The organism is Roseovarius atlanticus (assembly GCF_001441615.1).
Taxonomy (GTDB): domain Bacteria; phylum Pseudomonadota; class Alphaproteobacteria; order Rhodobacterales; family Rhodobacteraceae; genus Roseovarius; species Roseovarius atlanticus.
The window spans coordinates 63,936-80,487 of sequence record NZ_LAXJ01000025.1 but is presented as its reverse complement, the minus strand read 5'-3'; the positions used below and the strand labels follow the sequence as shown (position 1 = coordinate 80,487).

15 protein-coding genes are annotated in these 16,552 nt (G+C 64.9%); 7 read left to right on the top strand and 8 right to left on the bottom strand.

Annotated elements, in window-relative coordinates; genetic code table 11:
* Together XM53_RS18845 and XM53_RS18840 are read left to right on the top strand one after the other, a co-directional pair.
* Window positions 1-298: CoA transferase (locus XM53_RS18845; RefSeq protein WP_201455440.1), on the top strand; the 298-nt coding region annotated here is incomplete at its 5' end.
* A gap of 328 nt (window positions 299-626) precedes the next feature.
* Entirely contained in the window at window positions 627-1,610 is a 984-nt protein-coding gene (locus tag XM53_RS18840; protein ID WP_057796159.1) for a Bug family tripartite tricarboxylate transporter substrate binding protein, read from the top strand.
* 255 nt (window positions 1,611-1,865) lie between these two features.
* Here the strand turns inward: XM53_RS18840 and XM53_RS18835 are convergent, their stop codons facing one another.
* Entirely contained in the window at window positions 1,866-2,849 is a 984-nt protein-coding gene (locus XM53_RS18835; protein WP_057796157.1) for an NAD(P)H-quinone oxidoreductase, read from the bottom strand.
* Window positions 2,850-2,968: 119 nt separating this feature from the next.
* Between XM53_RS18835 and XM53_RS18830 the strand changes: the two genes are divergently transcribed.
* Entirely contained in the window at window positions 2,969-4,273 is a 1,305-nt protein-coding gene (locus tag XM53_RS18830; RefSeq protein ID WP_236544562.1) for an MFS transporter, read from the top strand.
* A 69-nt stretch (window positions 4,274-4,342) separates the two neighbouring features.
* Here the strand turns inward: XM53_RS18830 and XM53_RS18825 are convergent, their stop codons facing one another.
* The 5 genes from XM53_RS18825 to XM53_RS18805 all read right to left on the bottom strand — a co-directional run bounded on the left by XM53_RS18825 (window position 4,343) and on the right by XM53_RS18805 (window position 9,303).
* The gene (locus XM53_RS18825; protein ID WP_057796155.1) at window positions 4,343-5,086 is read right to left on the bottom strand and encodes a proteasome-type protease; all 744 of its coding nucleotides are present in this window, start codon (window positions 5,084-5,086) and stop codon (window positions 4,343-4,345) included.
* A 12-nt stretch (window positions 5,087-5,098) separates the two neighbouring features.
* Window positions 5,099-5,896, bottom strand: coding sequence for a transglutaminase family protein (locus XM53_RS18820; protein WP_057796176.1), 798 nt, complete (start codon window positions 5,894-5,896; stop codon window positions 5,099-5,101).
* A gap of 4 nt (window positions 5,897-5,900) precedes the next feature.
* Window positions 5,901-6,842 carry an alpha-E domain-containing protein gene (locus tag XM53_RS18815; RefSeq protein ID WP_057796153.1) on the bottom strand — a complete coding sequence of 314 codons (942 nt, stop codon included), beginning with the start codon at window positions 6,840-6,842 and terminating at the stop codon, window positions 5,901-5,903.
* A 1-nt stretch (window position 6,843) separates the two neighbouring features.
* Window positions 6,844-8,268 carry a circularly permuted type 2 ATP-grasp protein gene (locus XM53_RS18810; protein ID WP_057796151.1) on the bottom strand — a complete coding sequence of 475 codons (1,425 nt, stop codon included), beginning with the start codon at window positions 8,266-8,268 and terminating at the stop codon, window positions 6,844-6,846.
* 120 nt (window positions 8,269-8,388) lie between these two features.
* On the bottom strand, window positions 8,389-9,303 hold the full coding sequence (locus XM53_RS18805) for a LysR family transcriptional regulator (protein WP_057796149.1): 915 nt from the start codon (window positions 9,301-9,303) through the stop codon (window positions 8,389-8,391).
* Between the two features lie 113 nt (window positions 9,304-9,416).
* On the opposite strand from XM53_RS18805, the gene XM53_RS18800 reads away from it, so the two are divergent.
* The 3 genes from XM53_RS18800 to XM53_RS18790 are packed head-to-tail and all read left to right on the top strand — an operon-like array spanning window position 9,417 to window position 11,943.
* On the top strand, window positions 9,417-10,349 hold the full coding sequence (locus XM53_RS18800) for a ring-cleaving dioxygenase (protein ID WP_057796147.1): 933 nt from the start codon (window positions 9,417-9,419) through the stop codon (window positions 10,347-10,349).
* Window positions 10,350-10,353: 4 nt separating this feature from the next.
* Window positions 10,354-10,956: an alpha/beta hydrolase gene (locus XM53_RS18795; protein WP_057796145.1), complete on the top strand. Its 603-nt coding sequence runs from the start codon at window positions 10,354-10,356 to the stop codon at window positions 10,954-10,956.
* Window positions 10,957-10,971: 15 nt separating this feature from the next.
* Window positions 10,972-11,943, top strand: coding sequence for a pirin family protein (locus tag XM53_RS18790; protein ID WP_057796142.1), 972 nt, complete (start codon window positions 10,972-10,974; stop codon window positions 11,941-11,943).
* A gap of 83 nt (window positions 11,944-12,026) precedes the next feature.
* On the opposite strand, the gene XM53_RS18785 is transcribed toward XM53_RS18790, so the two are convergent.
* The gene (locus XM53_RS18785; RefSeq protein ID WP_057796141.1) at window positions 12,027-13,370 is read right to left on the bottom strand and encodes a YihY family inner membrane protein; all 1,344 of its coding nucleotides are present in this window, start codon (window positions 13,368-13,370) and stop codon (window positions 12,027-12,029) included.
* Window positions 13,371-13,541: 171 nt separating this feature from the next.
* A complete protein-coding gene (locus XM53_RS18780) occupies window positions 13,542-15,137 on the bottom strand; it encodes a GMC family oxidoreductase (RefSeq protein WP_057796140.1) in 1,596 nt (531 codons plus the stop codon).
* Window positions 15,138-15,242: 105 nt separating this feature from the next.
* Between XM53_RS18780 and XM53_RS18775 the strand changes: the two genes are divergently transcribed.
* A complete protein-coding gene (locus tag XM53_RS18775) occupies window positions 15,243-16,475 on the top strand; it encodes a TRAP transporter substrate-binding protein (protein ID WP_057796139.1) in 1,233 nt (410 codons plus the stop codon).
* The last annotated feature ends 77 nt before the right edge of the window (window positions 16,476-16,552 follow it).

The window sequence follows — 16,552 nt, the reverse complement described above, 5'->3', positions numbered from 1 at the left end:
CAACCCGCTGAACATTCCGGTGGGACCGATCCTGTCCACGAAGGAACTGATCGAGGACGAGGGGCTGCGCGCCACCGGCACGATCGTGGATGTGGACCATCCCAAGCGCGGCAAATACGCGTCGGTGGGCTGTCCGATCAAGCTGAGCGACAGCCCGGTGGACGTGACCCGCTCGCCGCTTCTGGGCGAGCACACGGTGGAGATCCTGCGCGACGTGCTGGGCTACGAGGGCGATGAGCTGCAGGCGGTGCTCGACAGCGGCGCCGTCGGCGACCCGCAGAAAACCGCGGCGGAGTAGGTCCGCGCCAGGAAGGGCAGGCCAAAATGCGGACTGCCCTTCAGATATTTCTTGAAGTAATACCTGAGCTTCGACGTTTAAAGATTTGATGTATCAAGTATAAACGTTCAAAGTGACCTCTGTTTCCTTCGCCGCTCTTGCCAGTCGGGTTGCCAGGGCGAAGAAATCCTTGCAATGAACGCGGACATGCTATTTGGTGCCTTGGTGCGCAATTTTGTTTCGCGCAACGGTATGTGTATGCAATAAAATACCATTGCATACCGCGATAGCTGATTGGGAGGATCGGCTCAAGTCCGGCCAAGACCGGAAACCATTAGGGAGGAATATCATGAAGACCTTTAAGCTACTTGTTGCAAGCGCGTCCGCGCTGGCGTTGACGGCGCCGGCGGCGCTGGCGGAATGGCAGCCGCAAAAGCCGGTCGAGTTCATCATCATGGCCGGCACCGGCGGTGGCGCGGATCAGATTGCGCGCCTGTTGCAGGGCCTCATTCAGAAGAAGGACCTGAGCCCGCGGCCGTTCATTCCGATCAACAAGCCGGGTGGATCGGGGGCCGAGGCGCTGCGGTATCTGCAGGACAAGGCGGGTGACAACCACGTCGTGATGATGACGCTGAACAGCTTCTACACCACGCCGATCATCCAGGAAGATCTGGGTGTCGACGTGACCGAGTTCACGCCGATCGCGCTGATGGCGATGGACACGTTCCTGCTGTGGGTCAACACCGACCGCGAGGACATCACCGACCTCGAGAGCTTCAACGCGACGGTGTCCGAAGCGGGGCTGGACTGGAAGGTCGGCGGCACGGGATCGGGCCAGGAAGACAGCGTTCTGACCGCGATGATGGAAGCCGAGTTCGGCTATGACGTGACCTATATCCCGTTCCCGGGCGGTGGCACGGTGGCCAAGAACCTTGTTGGAAATCAAATTGATAGCACCGTGAACAACCCTGCCGAGCAGATGGAGTTCTGGCGCGCGGGCAACACCAAGCCGCTGGTGCAGTTCACCGCCGAGCGGATGCCGGCCTTCCCGGACGTGCCGACGGCCAAGGAGCTGGGCGTGGAGATCGAGTACTACATGCAGCGCTCGGTCAACGGCCCGCCGGACATGGATCCCGAGGCGGTGGAATGGTACACCAACCTCTTCCAGGAGCTGTTCGACAGCGAGGAATGGCAGTCCTACTGCAAGTCCGACGGCCTGACCTGCGACGCGATGATGAAGGGTGAGGACCTTGCCACGTTCCACGAGAACCAGAAGGTCGCACATGAAAAGCTGATCGCAAAGGTCGGCGCAACCGCGATCACCGGCGAGTAAGCCGGTCCGGTTTCGGCATGACAGTTTCGGGGGCGGTGCAGGGAATGCGCCGCCCCTTTTGCGACTCGAAGGTAAACGGGCGCAGGGCGCCGCAAACCGCGTCGGTATCGTGTCGGTATTTGTGTCGGTATCGCGACGGTGCCGGCGTCCGGCGCCCGATATGAACGGGGCGCGCGGTGCAAAAGTCTTTTGAAGACTTTTGCCAAGACTTTTTCACGAAAAGTCTTGGCCCGGTGGCCGGGACGGGATCGCCGGTTACGGGCGCAGGAGGATCTTGCCGCGGTGTGTGGCGGATTCCATCAACTCGTGGGCCGCCGTCGCCTCCTCAAACGGAAAGACCTTGTGGGTATAGGTGCCGACCGTGCCCTCGGCCAGAAGCGGCCAGACCTTTTCCAGCAGATCCTGCGCCACGCGGGTCTTGAACGTGTCGGGCCGCGAGCGCAGGGTCGAGCCGGTATAGACCAGCCGCTTGAGCATCACCGGCATCAGGTCGATCTCCATCTTCGAGCCACCGTTGAAGGCCAGTTGCACGATGCGGGCGTCGGCATGGGCGGCCTTGATGTTGCGGGCCACGTAATCGCCGCCGATGATGTCGAGGATCAGGTTGGCGCCGCCCGCTTCGCGGACGATTGGGACGAAATCCTCGGTCTTGAAATCGATGGCGCGTTCGGCGCCGAGTTGCGTCACGTAGTCGATGTCATCCTTGCCGGTGCAAGTGGTGAAAACGCGCATATCCAATGCACGGCCCAGTTGGATGGCGGTGGAGCCGATGCCGCCCGCGCCGCCATGCACCAGAAGCAGGTCTTGCGGCGCCGGGGGCGTGTCGAGAAAGAGGTTGGACCAGACGGTGAAATAGGTCTCGCACAGGCCGGCGGCGTCGGTTTCGTCGAGCCCTGCGGGGATGGGCAGGCAATGGGTGGCGTCGACGGCCACGTATTCGGCATAACCGCCGCCGTTGGTCAGCCCGCAGATCGCGTCGCCCACGGCCCAGCCCGAGACGCTGTCACCGAGCGCCGCGACCTTGCCAGAGACTTCGAGCCCCAGAAGGTCGGACGCGCCCTTGGGCGGCGGGTAGTGCCCGCGGCGCTGAACGAGATCGGGGCCGTTCACACCCGTTGCGGTGACCTTGATGAGCACCTCGGAGGCGGCGGGCTGTGGCACGGGGCGTTCGCCCAGTTCCAGCACCTCGGGTTTGCCGGGTTCGCGCATTTCCACGGTTTTCATTGTCTCTGGCAGCATGGGATCGTCCTTTTCCTGTCGTTGACCCTGAATGTGCATTTTAACCCAGGGGTTTCAACCGGATTGGGCAGATTGGCCGCTGGCGGTGCGGTGGCACGGACAGACGGGTCTGGCCGCTATTGCAGGCTGCTGCGGGCAGGTCGCTGACGCGCGAGGTCCTCTCTTTGCCGTGTTGGCGCACCGCCAAGGGAACGGAACGAAAAACCGGCCTCATCTGTTTTCCGGTCAGAGATCGGAGGGCAAGCTTGCAAACGCTGACACGCATCGCCTCGGCCGGTTCGGCGGCCACTGCCATCGCCTTCGGGCCTGCGCGGGTCGGCTTTGGTCTGTTCCTGCCGCAATTTCGCGATACCTTTTCGATCTCGACCAGTACTGCGGGGATGATCTCGAGTCTTGGCTTTGCCGGATTCCTGATTGGACTTTTCTGTTCCTACAAGCTGATCGCTCTTGCGGGGCCGCGCGTGCCCGTTGTCTGCGGTATGGTTTTCGCAACGATTGGCCTTGCCATGGTCGCTGTTGCCCCCGATCCCATCGTTCTTGCCGTTGGTGTAGCGCTTGCCAGCGCCAGCGCCGGTTTTTCGTGGACGCCGTTCAACAACGCCGCACAACGCGTTCTGTATGATCGCGACCGGCCCGAAGCGTTGGCGGCCATCAGTTCGGGCACCGCGATAGGTGTTCTGCTGTCCGGTGTTCTTGCGCTGGTGGTCGCCGTGTCGGGCTTTGGGTGGCGCGTGGTCTGGACGATCTTCGCTGTCGGCGCGGGTGGCGCGGCGCTTGCCAACCTTGTGGCGCTGTTCGACACGGTGGAACCCGCCGGCAAGGCGCCGCCGCGAAAGTGGCACGACCTGGTTACGTGGTCGGCGATTCCATTGTACCTGGTCGCGTTGTCGTTCGGCCTGACCAACGGAATCTACGTAACCTTCGCGGCCGACCGTGTGGCCGAGCAAGGCGGGCTGGCCGGGCTGCCGTCAGAGGCCAGCGGTGCAATCGTCTTTTGCGCCTATGGGGCGCTGGGGCTTTTTGGTCTTCTGACGGCACGGATCAAGTCGGTGATTGGCCTGGCCTGGCTGCTGCGAGGTTTGTCGGTCTGCGCGGCGCTGTCGATCGCGCTGATCGCATGGGCGCCTACGTCCTTGGACGGTGTAATCGTTTCGGCAGGATTGCAGGGCGTCTTCGTGATGATGATCAGCGCGGTGCTGTCGCTCTGGTCGGAGCGGCTATTTCCCGACCTTCCTTCGTTGAGTTTCACCGCAGCGCTGTTCATCACCGGACTTGGCAACATACTGGGGCCTATCGCCGCTGGCCGTGCGTCATCGGCGTTTGGGGCCGAACCGATGTTTTGGGGAACGGCGGCGCTCGCCTTTGTCACGGCACTGATTTTGAGACCGAGATGTATTCGTGAAAAGGCGATGACCGTGGCTTAGGTTTGCAGGTGGGGTCGCGCGGGGCGGTTTCGGCCCTGACCGTTGCGATGCCGTCATCGGCTGGTTCAGCTACTGAAGCTTTGACAGCTTGACGTCCGGCAGGCTGTCGAGGGCGGATTTGAGCGCCTCGCCCCAGCCCTTGGAGACGGCCTCGAACCAGGGGCTGTCGGCCTCTATCCGACCGGTCTGGCCGATCGTCAGGCTGTCGGTTTCGTAGATGTGGAAATCGAACGGCGCGCCCACGGTCAGGTTGGCCTTGAGCGTGGAGTCGAAGCTGACCAGCAGGAGCTTCATCGCGGCCTCGAAGCTGAGGTCGGGATCGAAAGCGCGCACGAGGATGGGGCGGCCATACTTGGTTTCGCCCATCTGGAAGAAGGGCGTGTCGTCGCCGGCCTCGATGAAATTGCCCTCGGGGTAGATCAGAAAGAGGCGCGGCGGGCTGCCGGCGATCTGGCCGCCCAGCATGATGGTGGCGTTAAAGGTGCCGTCGGCGCGCTGGCCGCTGTCGCCCGTGCGCTCGATCACCTCGCGCAGAGTGTCGGCCACCATGCGCGCGGCCTGAAAGAGCGAGGGCACGCCCAGCAGGGACGGCGTGCGGTCGCCGGGGGATTTGGAGCGTTCGTCGAGCAGGCTGATCACCGACTGGGTGGTGGCGAGGTTGCCGGCGGAGAGAAGCGTGATGACGCGGTCGCCGGGGCTTTCCCAGGTCGTCAGCTTCTTGAAGGTCGAGATATTATCCAGCCCGGCATTGGTGCGGGTGTCCGACATGAACACGAGGCCCCGGTCGAGAACCATTCCCACGCAATATGTCATGCCCGTCCTTCGCTATTGTTGGGTGACGTCGATCTCGACCTCGAGGCGTTCCTCGGGGCCGCCGATTCTGGTGCCTGTGATGGGCGCAGCATCGGCGTAATCGAGACCCGTTGCAACGCGGACGTAGCGTGTGTCGGGGGAAATTCCGTTGGATATGTCGAAGCCGACCCACCCCAGCGCCTCGACATGCGCCTCGGCCCAGGCGTGCATCGCGTCCTGGGCGGTGCGGTCGTCGAGCATGAGATAGCCCGAGACGTAACGGGCGGGAAAGCCCATGGCGCGGGCGCAGGCCAGGAAGATGTGGGTATGGTCCTGGCAGACGCCCTTGCCGTGGCTGATCGCGTCCTCGGCGGACCAGCTGGGCTCGGACGCGCCGACCTGGAAGGCCACGCTGTCGCGGATCGTCTTGCTGAGCGCGTGCAGGCGGTCGAGCGGCTCGGGTTCGTCGACCTTGCGGATGAGGGCGCGGGCGCCGGACTTGGCCTCGGTACGCTTGGTGGCCTGTTCGTAGAGCCAGAGCGGCGCGGGGCCCAGGTGCCGGCCCAGCACGCCGCTGACATCCTCGAGCACCACTTCGCCCTGGCTGGTCACGGTCAGTTCGGTGGTGTCGCGGTCGAAGCTGATCAACTCGACGGCGTTGTTGTGATGGTCGGTGAAATCCGCCTCCTTGCGGCCGTTCTCGATGCTGGTGGACCAGGTCAGGATCTGCTGGGCGCGCGTGGTCTTGGGCGTTTTGCGCAGCTGTTGCAGGCCATAGGTCACGGGGCCGGAAAAGCGGTAGCGCGTGATGTGCTTTATGTGCAGGTGCATGGGGTCACTCATAGAAGCGGTACTCGCGCTCGATCTCCTGCGCCAGGTCGGCGAGCAGGGCAATGATCTCGGTGATGTATTCGTGCAGGCCGTAATCGAAGATCGCGTCGACCTCGTGGGCGAGATACTTGCGGTTGATGAAGTCGAGCTTTTTCATGGCGTCCGACGGGTGGGCGTTGCCGGCGTTGAGGCTGCGCAGGTTTTCCTGAAGCTGGGCAGCGCAGAAGGCGAGGCTGCGTGGCAGGCGCTGGTCGAGAATGAGGAAATGGGTGATGTCGCGCGGGCCGGAATCGGCGCCGTATTCCATGCGAAAGCCGCCGCGCGCGGCGACCGAGCGCAGAATGGTTTCCCACTGCACGTTGTCCAGTGCCGAGCCCACGGCGCGGGCCGAAGGCAGCAGCACGTAGTATTTCACGTCGAGGATGCGCGCCGTGTTATCGGCGCGTTCGAGGAAGGTGCCGAGCCGGGCGAAATCATACCGTTCGCCGCGCAGCATGGTGCCGTGGGTCATGCCGCGCACCAGCGAGGTGTTCTGGCGCAGGGTGCGCAGACAGCCGGGCAGGTCGCGTTCGGCCACCTGGCGGCCGAGGTTTTCCTGGGCGTTCATGTAGGCGCTGTTGATCGCCTCCCACATGTCGCCGGTCAGCGCGGTGCGCACCAGCCGCGCGTTCTGGCGGGCGGCGCAGATGCAGGAATAGACCGACGAGCTGTTGCCCCGGTCGCGCAGAAGCCAGTTGATCGCGGCCTCCTTGGTGACCTCGCCCTTGGCCGCCTCGAAGGCGGGCCAGACGCCGGCCGATTGCAGCACCGAGCGCCATTCCGAGGCGCTGTCGCCCAGGCGGGTCAGCGCGATGCGCTGGCCGGTCTCGATCAGACGGGCGGTGTTTTCGGCCCGTTCGAGGTAGCGGAAGAGCCAGAAGAGGCCGTTTGCGGTTTTGCCCAGCATGTCAGTCCTCCAGCACCCAGGTGTCCTTGGTGCCGCCGCCCTGCGACGAGTTCACCACCAGCGAGCCTTTCTTGAGCGCCACGCGCGTCAGGCCGCCGGGCGTGATCTGGATGCCGTCGGGATTGACCAAGACGAACGGGCGCAGGTCGACATGCCGGGGGCTGAGGCCCTTGGCGGTGAAGGTGGGCACGGTCGAGAGGCTGAGCGTGGGCTGGGCGATGTAGTTCGAGGGCTTGGCGTCGAGCTTTTTCGCGAAGTCGGCGATTTCCTTTTTCGACGCGGCGGGGCCGACGAGCATTCCGTAGCCGCCGGAGCCGTGAACCTCTTTCACCACCAGTTCGGCCAGGTGTTCGCGCACATAGGCCAGGTCGTCGGCATCCGAGCAGCGCCAGGTGGGGACGTTGGGCAGAAGCGGCTGTTCGCCGGTGTAGAATTCCACGATGTCGGGCATGTAGGAGTAGATCGCCTTGTCGTCGGCGATGCCGGTGCCCGGCGCGTTGGCGATGGTGATGCCGCCCGCGCGGTAGACATCCATGATGCCCGCGACGCCAAGCTGGCTGTCGGGGTTGAAGTTGAGCGGATCGAGAAAGTCGTCGTCGACGCGGCGATAGAGCACGTCGATGGGTGTGTAGCCGCGGGTGGTGCGCATGGCGACGCGGCCGTCGACCACGCGCAGATCGTTGCCTTCGACCAGTTCGACGCCCATCTGGTCGGCCAGGAAGGCGTGTTCGAAATAGGCGGAATTGTAGATGCCGGGGGTCAGCACGGCCACCACGGGCGCGTCCTTGGTAATTTCGGGCGCGCAGGCGGCGAGCGAACGGCGCAGGTTGGTGGGATAGTTCTGGACCGGCTGGACGCGGTTGCGGGAAAACAGCTCGGGGAACATCTGGAGCATGGTTTCGCGGTTTTCCAGCATGTAGCTGACGCCCGAGGGGGTGCGGGCGTTGTCTTCGAGCACGAAGAAGTCGCCGGGGCCGGTGCGGACCACGTCGATGCCGACGATGTGGGTGTAGACGCCGCCGGGCGGCTCGACCCCGATCATGTGGGGCAGGAAGGCCTCGTTGCGGGCGATCATCTCGGCGGGTAGGCGGCCGGCCTTCACGATTTCCTGCTTGTGATAGATGTCGTGCAGGAAGGCGTTGATCGCGCGGACGCGCTGTTCGATGCCGCGCGACAGCTTGTACCATTCGTTGCCCGACAGGATGCGCGGGATGATGTCGAAGGGAATGAGCCGCTCCTCGGCCTCGGCGCGGCCGTAGACGTTGAAGGTGATGCCGGTCAGGCGAAAGAGATCCTCGGCCTCGCGCTGCTTGGCGCGCAGGCGGGCGGGGTCCTCGGCGTCGAACCACTGGTGGAACGTGGCATAGGGGTCGCGCAGGGATTGCGACGTGCCCCACATTTCGTCGAAGAAAGGGTCTGATGACATGTTCACCTCCGGCGTTTCATAGAAGCAGGCGGACGCGGGGCTGGCAAGATAGTCAGTTGCCGGGGGCTGAGCGGGCTTGGCTAAGGGGCCGGAACTGCTGGATTTTTGTGCAGGGCCCTGTCAGGCGAAACGGAAGAAGACGGGGGCGGTGCGGCGGATATAGTCTTCGAAGAAGGTGGTGAAGGTGGCCACCAGCGGGGGAAACGCCTCATACGGCGGGTAGAAAAGCGTGAGCCAGAGGGGGCTGACCTGCCAGTCGGGCATCAGGATCGTGATCTCGCCTGAGGCCAGTCCGTCGGCCACGAGGAAGTCGGGCAGCACGGTGATGCCCTGGCCCAGGCGGGCCACCTGGCAGAGCAGGTCGCCGTTGTTGGTGATCAGGCGGCTGCCCGCCTGGACGGTGCGGTTGGCCCCGTCGCGGGTGAACTCCCACGTCTCGGGCGTGCCGGTGGCGCTGTAGGACAGGCACAGGTCGCGGGGCAGGTCGGCGGGGTCGGTGGGTGCGGCTGTGTCGGCGAAAAGGGAGGGGGCGGCGACGGCGTGGCGCGGCACCTCGCAGATCTTGCGCCAGATGGTGGATTTGTCGGACGGAGGCCCGGAGATGCGGATCGACAGGTCATAGGGGTCTTCGATGATGTCGACGAAGCGGTCGGTCAGGGTGACGTTGAGGTCGATCCGGGGATAGGCGTCGCGGAAGGCGGCGATGAGGCCCGGCATCAGGCGCAGGCCCAATGACATGGGCGCGTTGAGGCGCAGGCGGCCCGCGTCGGGATGGGCGGCGTGCATCAGCGCGTCGGTGGTGGCGTCAAGCTCCGCCAGAAGCGGGCGGTAGCGGGCGGCGACCACGGCACCGGCATCGGTGAGCGAGACCTTGCGGGTGGTGCGCAGGAGCAGCTGCTGGCCAAGGCTGTCTTCGAGCCGGGCCACGATGCGCGTGACGCTGGAGGGGGTCATGTCGAGCGCGCGGGCGGCGGCGGCGAAGCTGCGCCGTTCGGCCACTTCGAGAAAGACGCGGATGGGTTTGATATCCTGCATGAAACCATTATTGCACCATGCGCAATAGTCTATGCAAGTTTGTTGCTATTCCCCTGGGGCGGCCTTTGCCCCAGATTGCACGGTAACAGTTCCTCAACCGAAAGGGCGACAGGATGATTACCAAGATCAAGGGCCTGCATCACGTGACGTCGATGGCGGGCGATGCCAATGACAACAACGCATTCTTTACCAAGGTGCTGGGATTGCGCCGGGTGAAGATCACGGTGAATTTCGACGCGCCTGAGGTGTATCACCTGTATTTCGGCGACGAGGTGGGCACGCCGGGGGCGGTGATGACGACCTTCCCCTTCGGCCAGATGCCGCGCGGCACGCGGGGCGTGGGCGAGGTCGGCGTGACCGAATTTGCGGTGCCGCACGGCGCACTGGGCTATTGGAAAAACCGTCTAGCCGCGGCGGGTGTGACCGGGCTGATCGAGGATGAGGCGTTCGGCGAGAAGCGGCTGGGCTTTGACGGCCCGGATGGCGACGGTTTCGCGCTGGTCGAGACGGATGTGCGCGGGCGCACGCCGTGGACGGGCGCGGACGTGCCGGAAAGTGCCGCTATCCTGGGCTTTCACGGGGCGCGGTTCGCGCTGCGCGATGCGGATGCGACGGGCGAACTCTTGCGCTTCATGGGGTATCAGAAGATGGATACCCAGGGCGACCTGACGCGCTATGTCGTCGAGGGCGGGAATGCGGCGGACACGATCGACCTGCAGGAGGCGCCGAGCGCCAAGCCGGCCAACCAGGGCGCGGGATCGGTGCACCATATCGCGTTCTCGGTCGAGGACCGGGCGACGCAGCTGGACGTGCGCAAGCGGCTGGTGGACACAGGGTATGACGTGACGCCGGTGATCGACCGCGACTATTTCTGGTCGATCTATTTCCGCACGCCGGGCGATGTGCTGTTCGAGGTGGCGACCAACGAGCCGGGCTTCGACCGGGACGAGGATACGGCGAACCTGGGCTCGGCGCTGAAGCTGCCGGATCGCTACGAGCCGCACCGCGCCAAGATCGAGGCGCATCTGCCGAAGCTGGTGGAGTGAGGCGATGGCGCTGGATCTTTACCATGCCAAGACGCGGGCGCCCGATGCGGGCGCGCCGCTGGTCTTTGCCTTTCATGGCACGGGCGGGGACGAGACGCAGTTCTTCGATCTTGTGCGGCAGGTGAACCCGGCGGCCGGCATCGTTTCGCCGCGGGGGGACGTGTCGGAGCACGGCGCGGCGCGGTTTTTCCGGCGCACGGGCGAGGGGGTCTATGACATGGACGACCTTGCGCGGCGCACGCAAGCGATGGTGCGCTTCGTCGAGGCGCACAAGGAGGCGCATCCGGGCGTGGACACGTATGGCTTCGGCTATTCCAACGGGGCGAATATACTGGCCTCGGTCGTGATGGCGCGACCGGACCTGTTTGACCGGGTGGGGCTGATGCATCCGCTGATCCCGTGGGAGCCGGAGCCGGTTTCGGGACTGGATGGGCGACATGTGCTTGTCACGGCGGGGCGGCAGGATCCGATCTGTCCGTGGCCGCTGAGTGCGCGGCTGATAGAGTGGCTGGCGGCGCAAGGTGCGGACGTCGAGACGGTGATTCATGACGGCGGGCACGAGATACGGCCCGAGGAAGTGCAGGCGCTGGCGCGCCATTTGACCTGAGACAAGGAGAGCGAGATGAGCTGGAACCCGACGCAGAACCCCGATTGCCCCGATGCCGGGGGGCTGGACGGCATAGAGACGCTGATCATCCCGCGGGCGCGGGACCTGGGCGGGTTCGAGGTGCGCCGCGCGCTGCCGAGCCCCGAGCGGCAGATGGTCGGCCCGTTCATTTTCTTCGACCAGATGGGGCCGGCGGAGTTCATCACCGAAGGCGGCATCGACGTGCGGCCGCATCCGCATATTGGCCTCGGGACGGTGACGTATCTGTACCAGGGCGAGTTCGAGCATCGCGACAGCCTGGGCACGCACCAGATGATCTATCCCGGCGAGGTCAACTGGATGCTGGCGGGGCAGGGTGTGACCCACTCGGAACGCACCAGCGAAGAGACGCGGGCCACGCGGCATAACCTCTTTGGCATCCAGACGTGGATCGCGCTGCCCGAGGACCGCGAGGACATGGCGCCGGATTTCGAGCACCACAAGGAGGCGGCGCTGCCGTTTCTGAACGACGGCGGGGCCGAGGTGCGGCTGATCCTGGGCACGGGCTGGGGCGAGAAAAGCCCGGTGACGATGCAATCCGAGATCTTCTATGCCGACGCGGTGCTGGCGCCGGGGGCTAGCTTTCCCTTGCCGGACGAGCACGAGGATCGGGGGCTCTACGTGACACAAGGCAGCGTGGAGATCGCAGGCGAGGTGTTCGAGGCGGGGCGGATGATGGTGTTCCGCCCCGGTGACCGGATGAGCGTCAAGGCGGGGCCGCAAGGCGCGCGGGTGATGGCGCTGGGCGGCGAGACGTTCAACGGGCCGCGCTACATATGGTGGAATTTCGTGTCGTCGGACATCGAGAAGATCGAGGCGGCGAAGAAGGCGTGGAAGGCCGCCGATTGGGAGGGCGGGCCGTTCAGGCTGCCGCCCGGGGACGCGGACGAGTTCATTCCGATCACCGAGGATATGGAGCGGATGAAGGTGAAGCGGCCCAAGGGGTAGACGTGGGACGTGGTCGGGGAGGTCCCGGATCAGGTCCGGGACGGGTAGGGCGTGGTGGGGTGAAACCCCACCCTACGCAGACGTCAGTAGAGCTTGATCGCTTGGGAGGTTTCGTTCGGTGCCGGGTCGCGGCCGGCTATGACCGAGGCGACGGAGCGGTCGAGGATATCGTCCTCGGCCTCGCGCAGGCGGGTTAGCAGGTCGGGCAGGGTGCCGGTGGTGCCGGCCACCTGTTCCAGCGAGGGGCGGTCGCTGATGTCGCGGGTGCGCCCGAGGCTGAGGCCGATGTCGCGGGCCAGCTCGGCCACGGTGACGCGGTGCAGATCGCGCGCGAGGCAAAGTTTGCCGTCCTCGGTTTCGACGATGTAGTTGGCCTCTAGCAGGTCCTCGAGCGTGGCATCGCGCGCCAGGAGCGGCACGGCCTCGGCCAGGTCGTCCTGGCTGAGCGAGCGGCCCTTGGGCGCGAGCCGGACGAGTGCCGCGAGAAGAGCGACCGCGACCTGAAGCGTTTCGGCGGGCGTGAGGGCGGTGCCCGAGAGGATGTCGCGCCGGCGCCACCAGTCGGGAAAGGATGCGGTGAGCACCGCACCGAGGATGATCACCGTCCAGGAGGAGTAGACCCAGATGAGGAAGATCGGGAAGACCGCGACGGCGCCGTAGATGGTGGAATAGGTGGCCGACGAGGTGACGAAGGTGTTGAAGCCCCATTGCAGCAGCTGGAAGGCGACCGCGGCGAAGGCCCCGCCGATGAGCGCGTTGCGGACCTTGACCTGCACCGCCGGCACGACGCAGTAGAGCAGGGTGAAGACGATGGTCGTGTTGATCAGCGCGAGCACCGTGCGCGGCCAGTCGGCGCGCAGGTCGAGCGACGGCAGGTACCCGGTGTCCTTGGCCCAGTCCTGAAGCGGGCGCATGACGTCGGTGGTGAGCGTGAAGCTGGCCCCGATCAGCAGGGGGCCCATGGTCAGCAGCGCCCAGAAGGTCAAGAGCCGCACATGCAGGGGACGGGGCCGGGAGACGCGCCAGATGCTGTTGAGCGTGGCCTCGATGGTGGACAGGAGCAGCACGGCAGTCACGGGCAGGGCTATGATGCCCGCGACGGTCAAGTCGCTGGCGTTGCTGGTGAAGTCCGAGATGTAGGTGCGTACGTCCGAGCCGACCTCGGGGATGAGGATGCCGAAGAACATTTCCTGCATCCGGATCTTCACGGGGTCGAAGGCGGGAAAGCCCGAGAGCACGGCAAAGGCGATCACAAGGAGCGGCACGAGGGCCAGCAGGGTGGAATAGGTGAGCGCGCCGGCGGCCTGGCTGAGGCCGTCATTCACGAAGCGGCGCATGGCGAAATAGAAGAAGCTGCCGATATCCTTGAGGATGTCGATCGGGCTGGTTTCGCGCCAGTATTCCAGACGGGATTTCTTGTTCGCCATGTCAGGGGGTTATCATAGGTCCGCGACGGCGTCTTTCAAACCGCCTGGGGTGGATGGGGTTTTCGGCAAAGCGTGGGTTTTGGGACACCCGGAGGTTGAGGTCCCGGGTCCGGCCCGGGACGGTTCCGCGCGTGGGGCGGTGTCCCTTGTTCTTTTCCCGGGCGGACGGGCTCAGGCGTCCTCGAGCACGAGGTCGGCGCATTTCTCGCCGATCATGATGGCGGGGGCGTTGGTGTTGCCCGAGACGATTTCCGGCATGATCGAGCAATCGGCCACGCGCAGGCCCGTAACCCCGTGCACGCGCAGACGGGCGTCGACAACGGCGTTCGGGTCGTCGCCCATCTTGCAGGTGCCGGTGGGGTGGTAGATCGAGACCGAGTGGTTGCGCGCCCAGTCGAGGGTGGCGGCGTCGTCGTCCATCGGCAGATCGGCGGACGGCCGGAATTCCTCGGCGATCTTGGTGGACAAGGGCGCGTGGCGGGCGATGCGACGTGCGATCTTGACGCCCTCGGTGAGGGTGCGGCAGTCGAGATCGGTCGAGAGGTAATGCGGGTGGATTTTGGGATAAGTCTTGGGGTCGGGGCCATCGAGACGGATCTCGCCGCGGCTCTCGGGGCGCAGCTGGCAGACCGACATGGTGAAGGCCGAGAAGGGATGCACGCCCGCGCCGGGGCTGTCGGCGGACCAGGGCTGGACGTGGAACTGGATGTCGGGGGTTTCCACGTCGGGGCGGGTTTTCAGGAAGCCGGTGGCAAGGCTGGCGGCCATGGTCATGGGCCCCGCGCGGAAGAGCGCGTATTTGAGCGCGATGCGGGCCTGCGAGGCGTAGCTGCGCACCTCGTCATTCAGGGTGGGTTCGTTGCATTTGAAGACAAGGCGGGCTTGCAGGTGGTCCTGAAGGTTGCGGCCCACGCCGGGCAGGGCGTGGTGCGGGGTGATGCCGTTTTCCTTGAGGTGTTCGGGGTCGCCCAGCCCCGACAGCATGAGGATCTGCGGGCTGTTGATGGCGCCGCCCGAGAGGATCACCTCGCGGTTGGCGCCGATGGTCTGAATCTGGCCGCGCTTGTCGCGGTATTCGACGCCGGTGACGCGCTTGCCGTCCATCAGCACGCGGGTCACCTGGGCGTGGGTGACGATGTTGAGGTTCTTGCGGTCGCGGATGGGGCGCAGGTAGGCCACGGCGGCGCTGCATCGGCGGCCGTTGCGGGTGGTGAGCTGGAAATAGCCCACGCCCTCTTGGCCCTCGCCGTTGTAGTCGGGGTTGAAGGGATATCCGGCGGTCTGGGCGGCGGCGACCCAGGCGTCGCAGATGGGGCGCTGGATGCGCATGTTGGAGACAGACAAAGGCCCGGCGTCGCCGTGGTAGGCATCGGCCCCGCGCTCGTTGTTTTCGGCCCGTTTGAAGAGCGGCAGCACGTCGTCCCAGCCCCAGCCGGTGTTGCCCATCTGGCGCCAGCGGTCGTAATCCTGCGGCTGGCCGCGCACGTAGAGAAGCCCGTTGAGCGAGGACGAGCCGCCCAGCACCTTGCCGCGCGGCCAGTCGATGGCGCGGCCGTTGAGGCCGGGGTCGGGCTCGGTCTTGTAGCACCAGTCGACGGTGGGATTGTGCATCGTCTTGAAGTAGCCGACGGGGATGTGGATCCACGGATTGCGGTCGGGCGGGCCGGCCTCGAGCAGGGTGACACGCACCTTGGGGTCCTTGCTGAGCCGGTTGGCCACGACGCAGCCCGCAGAGCCCGCGCCGACGATCACGTAATCGGTATCCACCAGTTTTCCTCCCGCTTCTTAAAAAAACTCTATGCAGAACGGGAAAGCTATTCTAGTGTTTTTTGAAACGTTACGTCTCAAAAGTTGTCAAAATGGGAGGATTAAATGGCAATTTATGACCGAGTGAAGGGCGTTTCGCGCCGGGATTTTTTCAAGATTGCAGGCACTTACGGCATGAGTTCGACGCTCATGGCGGCGGGGGCCTTTGGTGGTGCAATGACGGCAGCGAACCTGGCGCGTGCGGCGGAATCGACCTATGAGAAGCGATTCTCGAAGGAGGCGAAGCACACGCTGAAACTGGGGGCGGCGGGGTTCAACCCGCAGAACCTTCTGATCGAACGCGCGGGCGTGCTGGATTTTGCCCGCGACCTGGAGGCTCGGACGGACGGGGAGATCCGGATCGAGTTCATCGGCAACAACCAGATCTGCAACCAGCTGTCCTGCGTGGAGAAAACGCAGCAGGGGATTACGGACATGTACGCGGCCTCGACACAGAACTCGGCCGGGGGCGCGCCTTATCTGAACGTGCTGGACTATGCCTATATGTTCCGCAGCCGGGCGGATCAGTATTATTTCCTGTACCATCCGAAGAGCGTGGAAATCCTGCGCGACCCGCTGGAGAAACGCCACGGTCTGAAGTTCCTGTTCAGCCACGCGGAGCTGCGCGGCATCCAGTTGGGCCTGTCGTGGGAGGACAAGCCCACGGTGACCAAGCTGGAGGAGCTGTTCGGCACCAAGAACCGTGTCACGGGCACGCAGCTTGGCCGGATCGCGATGGAGGCGCTGAACCTGAACCCGGTGCCGATTGCGTGGGAAGAGACGCTGGACGGTCTGAAACAGGGCCTGATCGACGGGGCCGAGACCTGGGCGTCGGCGGTGGCCTACGCCAACATGTCGCCGGTGGTCAGCCAGTGTGTTGACCTGAAGTTCTTCTGCGGGACCGAGCACACGGCGATGAGCGCATCGGTCTTCGACAGCCTGGACGGCGCGTTGCAGGACGCGGTGATGGAGTCGGCCTATTACGCACAATCCTACGTGCAGGCGGCGAACGAGGCCGCGCTGGTCAACACGGTGGGCTTCAGCCATCCGCACCAGGGGCCCGACACGATCTTTGCACAGAACAACGTGCGGGTCGCGGCGCTGCCGGAGGAGGAGATCAAAAAGGCCGAGGAAATGTGCAGCCCCGAGTTCCAGCCGCAGCTGTGGGAACAGTGGCGCGAGCGGCTGAACAACTGGGCCGGTGGTATCGACACCTACCAGGAGATCTATGACGCCGTGCGCGAGCATGACGTGACGCTGGCCGAGAACGTCGAGCCGCGCCGCTGGTGGAAAGGCTGACGCTTTCCTAGACATCATGGTGCCGGCCCCTGTGGTGGGGCCGGTAGCAACCAGTCCGAGACCGGCGGAGCACGCCG